Raw genomic sequence first — 4,862 nt, forward strand, 5'->3', positions numbered from 1 at the left:
CGCGGTGGCACGGGTAGTCGCCGTAGAGCTCTGCCTGCGAGAGCACGCGCCCCAAGAGCCGCGAGTGGGCGGGCAGTCCGATCAGGCGCGCGATCTGTCCGTAGCTAGCGACCCTGCCCGCGGGGATCTCCTCCACAAGGGTAAAATTTCATAGATCAAATTTTGCGTCAAGACCATGGCGCGATTATACTTTTTCGCGTTTAAACTTAGGCGAAATCTCGCTAAATTTAACCTCGTGCCGGCGCTGTGAATTTCATTAAATTTAGCCGCGCTTTTAAAATTTTACCTTGGCGAGGCCTTTTGGCGAGCGAAATTTAAACCGAATATTCAGTCTCTCTTTATATGCAAAGGAATATAATTTCAAAACAGATATCAACTTTGATTTAAAGGAGAAAAGATGCAAAATCAAAGACGAGACCTACTAAAGGTAGCCGCTTTGGCGGCGGGCGCTGCGATGCTCGGTACGAGCGAACTGGCTGCGAGCGAAAAGGCGTTTAAACTCTCAAAGCGCGATCATAGCAAGCAAAGAGCGCTGCTGCTCTCAAGCTCGGGCTACAAAGACACGAAGTATCTATCGCACGCGGTGTCGTGGATCGGTAAATTTGCGCAGGAGAACAACCTCGCGGGCAAAAAGATCGTTTTCATCCCTTACGCAAGCCTACGCAGGAGCTACGACGAATATGAGAAGCGCGTCAAAGAGGCACTTGCGAGCTTAAATTTAAATATCGTCGGCGTCCATCACGCTAAAAACGCCGCGAAAGAAGTCGCAAGCGCGGATTGCATATTCGTAGGCGGCGGCAATACCTTCAAGCTCGTGCACGATATGTACAAAAACGAGCTCATCGCTCTGATTAGCAAAATGGTCGAGGACGGCACGCCGTATATCGGCTGGAGCGCGGGCTCGAACGTCGCGGGCGCTACGATGATGACGACGAACGATATGCCGATTATCGAGCCTGAGTCGTTTAATACTTTCAACATCTTCCCGCACCAGATCAATCCGCACTTCATCTCGGGCAAGCCTGTGGGGCACAACGGCGAGAGCAGAGAGGAGAGGCTGGAGGAATTTTTGATCGCTAATCAAAAATCGACGGTGTACGCGATGCCGGAGGGCACGGCGTTTTGGCTTGAGGGCGAGAAGGCGACCGTGCTAGGGCCTGCTGCGGTGCTAAAGATGAACTACAACAAAAAGGTCGAGTTGATCGAGCCGGGAATCTCGTTTAAGTATTGATCGCACCCGCTTAAATTTAGCCGAGAGGTGCGCCTGATCACACCTTTCGTTTGAATACGCAAATCGCTTAAATTTCAGTTGCGGCGCTCGGCTAAATTCGGGCGCCGCTTTTTAAATTTACGCGGCAAAGCGCGCTACCTATGCGGACGCGCGCGATCAAAAGATCAACATCGATTTAAAGCGACGCGCGATCGCCGCGACCGCAAAGCATAAATTTAAAAACGGAGGCAAAATGCCCTACATTCACCTTCTTATGCCGCTTAGCGATTTTATCCCATACATCGCGAGCATCCTCGCTGATTGCGGCGGGACGGTATATGTGCAAAAAAGCGGCGGCGCTTATAGTGCCGTAAAAATCGATGCGGGCGGCCGCCGAAACTTAAGCGATCGGAGGCAAAGTTTCAAATTTTTTATCTCGTCCGAACCGCCGCAAGAGCCCGAATTGCCTGCAAAGGTATTTTACGACGATATGTATCGAAGCATCATCGAAGGTACGGGCGGACGGGAGACGCAAGAAGCCGTAGAGATGATCGCGCTGCGACTCGTCGCAAAAAATCCGGGCGCGGCTATTCGGAAAATTTTCTCCGCGATCAAAAATAAACTAGAAAATGACGAAGCGATCGGTCGCGGGCTTAGCTGCGGCGCTTCTTTTTACAAAGATTATTTTTACGCGAAGCGCTGCGTGGACGGTAAAATTTTGAAATTTGATCTGAACAACGACAAACTGCCGAATATTACGACACCGTAAACGGGCGGCATCGCTAGCGTGAGCAAAGGGCGGCGTCCAAGCTAGGCGGTGTCGGCAAATTTTAAAAACAGGCAATGCGAGCGGCGGGTCTAAATTTCAACGCGACTTTAAATTTATACGGTCTCAAGGGCTTGCGGCGTAGAATTTTAACCACAAACGGCGAGCGTGATTTTAATAAAATTTGCCTCTGAAATTTAGCAAAATCGTTCGCTTATAAAATTTGCCGCTAAAATTTTTCAAAGCGACGGCTTTAAATTTAGCGGCGCGCGATTTACGGATCCGCTCACAGATCTGCCGCGCAAATTTAATAAAATTTTACGATCTCGCCGCCCCTATAGAGCTCAAAAACCCCATCCGATACGTAAATTTTAAATGTGTAGCCGCCCGCTTTCACCTCCCGCCGCGGCGCTAGTTTTTTGATAAATCTTACCAGCCTCTCATAAAATTTTATAAAATTTTCGCCCTTTTTGACGAGCTCGCCCGCCTCGTCGTAATAATCGCTCATCATATAAACCCTACCGCTTCTTGCTTTTTTGTCCGGTAAATTTACGACGCCGCCGTCAAATTCGATGATCTCGCACCTCGAAACGCTGCAGTGATCAAATTCGCGGCCCATGTGTTTATTAAAAACTCGCTCGATCTTTGGCGGCGCAAAACCATCCTTTGTAAAATGGCATTTCAGCCAGCCGTTTTGCGGCGAGAATGATCCTTTTTAATTCGCTCATTACGGGCGCGGGCAAGCCTGAACGGCGCCGTATAAATTAGCAAGACAAGGCGCGGAATTTACGTCCGATTTGCAAAGCTTGGGTTTGAGCTTAAATTTAAAAATCCGCCCCGTCGTCGTAAGCTGAAATTTTGCGTGATTGTTTTAAAATACATTTAAAATTTTAAGGAGAGCTCATGGCATTTTCAGATTTTTTCAAAAAAGGCGGCAAAAATAGCGCAAACGCCGCAAAGATCGGCAAGACCGCGCAGGAGCGCAAGGATATAAGCATCGAAATTTTAAAATCGCAGGGCGTGCCGTATATAGACCATCTGCCGCTACGATACGAGACGAGCGAGATCACTCCGCGCGAAAAGGACGAGGTCATCGCTCGCGCGATCTGTTCTTACGCCGCGATAATGTGCGCCTGCTCGATCAGGGACGAGGGGAAGCTTGCGGATGAGGATAAGCAGGGCGTGCAGGACTTTCTAGATAACCGCTACGGCTGCATAGACAAGCTCACGCGTATGGAGCGCCGCGTCACGCAGGGCGAGGCAAGCCGCGACGAGGCCGTAAATATGGGCTGGAAATACGAGTCGCTGTGGGCGCTGATGTGGGCCATGGGGCTCGTGGATGAGCTTAGCTTTCCGAGTGAGATCTGCGACTGCGCCTTTGTGATGGATACCTTTAGCGGCGGTGATTTTTCTGCGCGCGTGAAGCTACGCGACACGGATGAAATTTTGCAGGCGCTCGATCTTATCTACCGCTACCACTGGGCGTGCGTCAATGCCCGCGTGCACGGCTCAGACTGCGCGGGGCTAGATGAAGAGGTCGTGATGGAGAGGCGCGGCGGACTAGAGTGGCTGTGCTGTAAGGGGGACGAAAACGATAATCTGACGGACGAATATAACGCATGGGATTATCCGGACTTGAATACCTAGCGGCGTGTCTTTTTCTACTTATACTTCGTTGAAATTTAATTTTCAGGCTCGGCAGGCTATCTACCTGGTCTACGCCTAAAAATCAAATTTCGCCTCGTTTAAGCGAAAAATACTTCGCCTTAATTCCCGCGTTTTTTCTTTTTGCTATACATCGTTGCGTCTAAAATTTGCTCGGTCGCATATTTACATACACGCTCCACCCGTAAATTTTCATCCGCGCCTTGTTAGCTCCGCGGCACCGGCGCTTACACTCCTTCTTTGTACTCAAATTTAGAAACTATTTTTGCGTCGTCGCACCCACAACTGCAAGCATAAGATCGGAATTTAAAATTTAAAACCCGATCGCGCGCTGTTTTTTCTAAATCCAAAATATGTGCCGACGGATCGAAAAGCATACCGAATGTGAAAATTTATGAATTGATTGGAGATAGAATTTTAAAATTCTGTTGCAAACTACACAAAGCGGATCACGGGCGCAGATCCGCCGAAATTCAGACGCGGCCTGCTAAATTTCAGGGCGCCGTGGAATTTTAGAATTTAAAGTTGCGGGCGAGCAAGGCGCCCGTCCGCGTATTTTAAGCCCGCCAAATTTAAGCGGGCAACGTCTGCACCGCAGACCTAGAAATTGCATCAGCCCTGCGTCGCAGCGCTTCCGCTCGCAAACGCCGCCGCATTGAGCGCCGCGTCGTAATCCGGCTCATCTACGATGTCGTCCGTGATCTGCTTGTAGGCGATCTTGCCCGCGGTATCCACGACGAAAACCGCGCGGCACGTTAGCCCCGCAAGTGCGCCGTCCGCGATCAGCACGCCGTATGCGCGCGCAAACTCCTTATCGCGAAAGTCGCTTAGGGCGCGTAAATTTTTGATCCCCTCGGTCGAGCAAAATCTACCCGCGGCAAACGGCAAATCCATCGAGATCACGAAAACCTCGGTATTTTTTATGCTCGCGGCGCGCTCGTTAAATTTGCGCGTCTCGGTCGCGCACACGTCCGTATCCAGGGACGGCACGGCGATGATGACCTGCGCCTTGCCCATGCCGCCGCCGACTTTGACCTCGCTAAGATCGGCTGCGACCAGGCTAACCACAGGCGCCTTATCTCCCAGCTTAAGCTCGCTGCCCGAAAGGCTAACGCTTACGCCTTGTAATTTGGTTTGTTGCATGATTTTCCTTTGTTTTGAAATATTTAAAACGGGCGCATTATAACCCGCGAAAGCAAACGCCTGCTAAATCCGAAAACA

The 4,862-nt window shown here is 50.3% G+C and carries 6 protein-coding genes; 3 read left to right on the forward strand and 3 right to left on the reverse strand.

Annotated elements, in window-relative coordinates:
• Positions 1 to 136 (reverse strand): MGMT family protein (locus Q0438_RS05795; RefSeq protein WP_299188458.1); only part of this gene is annotated, 136 nt, incomplete at its 3' end.
• Positions 137 to 397: 261 nt separating this feature from the next.
• Between Q0438_RS05795 and pepE the strand changes: the two genes are divergently transcribed.
• Both pepE and Q0438_RS05805 read left to right on the forward strand, forming a co-directional pair.
• A complete protein-coding gene (gene pepE / locus Q0438_RS05800) occupies positions 398 to 1,231 on the forward strand; it encodes a dipeptidase PepE (protein WP_299188445.1) in 834 nt (277 codons plus the stop codon).
• A 232-nt stretch (positions 1,232 to 1,463) separates the two neighbouring features.
• Positions 1,464 to 1,979, forward strand: coding sequence for a hypothetical protein (locus tag Q0438_RS05805; RefSeq protein ID WP_299188447.1), 516 nt, complete (start codon positions 1,464 to 1,466; stop codon positions 1,977 to 1,979).
• Positions 1,980 to 2,283: 304 nt separating this feature from the next.
• On the opposite strand, the gene Q0438_RS05810 is transcribed toward Q0438_RS05805, so the two are convergent.
• Positions 2,284 to 2,595: a hypothetical protein gene (locus Q0438_RS05810; RefSeq protein WP_299188449.1), complete on the reverse strand. Its 312-nt coding sequence runs from the start codon at positions 2,593 to 2,595 to the stop codon at positions 2,284 to 2,286.
• A gap of 284 nt (positions 2,596 to 2,879) precedes the next feature.
• Here Q0438_RS05810 and Q0438_RS05815 point away from each other — a divergent pair, with 284 nt between their 5' ends.
• The gene (locus tag Q0438_RS05815; protein WP_299188452.1) at positions 2,880 to 3,623 is read left to right on the forward strand and encodes a DUF4272 domain-containing protein; all 744 of its coding nucleotides are present in this window, start codon (positions 2,880 to 2,882) and stop codon (positions 3,621 to 3,623) included.
• Positions 3,624 to 4,253: 630 nt separating this feature from the next.
• On the opposite strand, the gene tpx is transcribed toward Q0438_RS05815, so the two are convergent.
• A complete protein-coding gene (tpx, locus tag Q0438_RS05820; protein WP_299188455.1) occupies positions 4,254 to 4,784 on the reverse strand; it encodes a thiol peroxidase in 531 nt (176 codons plus the stop codon).
• Positions 4,785 to 4,862 lie beyond the last annotated feature (78 nt).

Origin of the sequence: uncultured Campylobacter sp., from assembly GCF_938030785.1 — a bacterium.
Classification (GTDB): Bacteria; Campylobacterota; Campylobacteria; order Campylobacterales; family Campylobacteraceae; genus Campylobacter_B.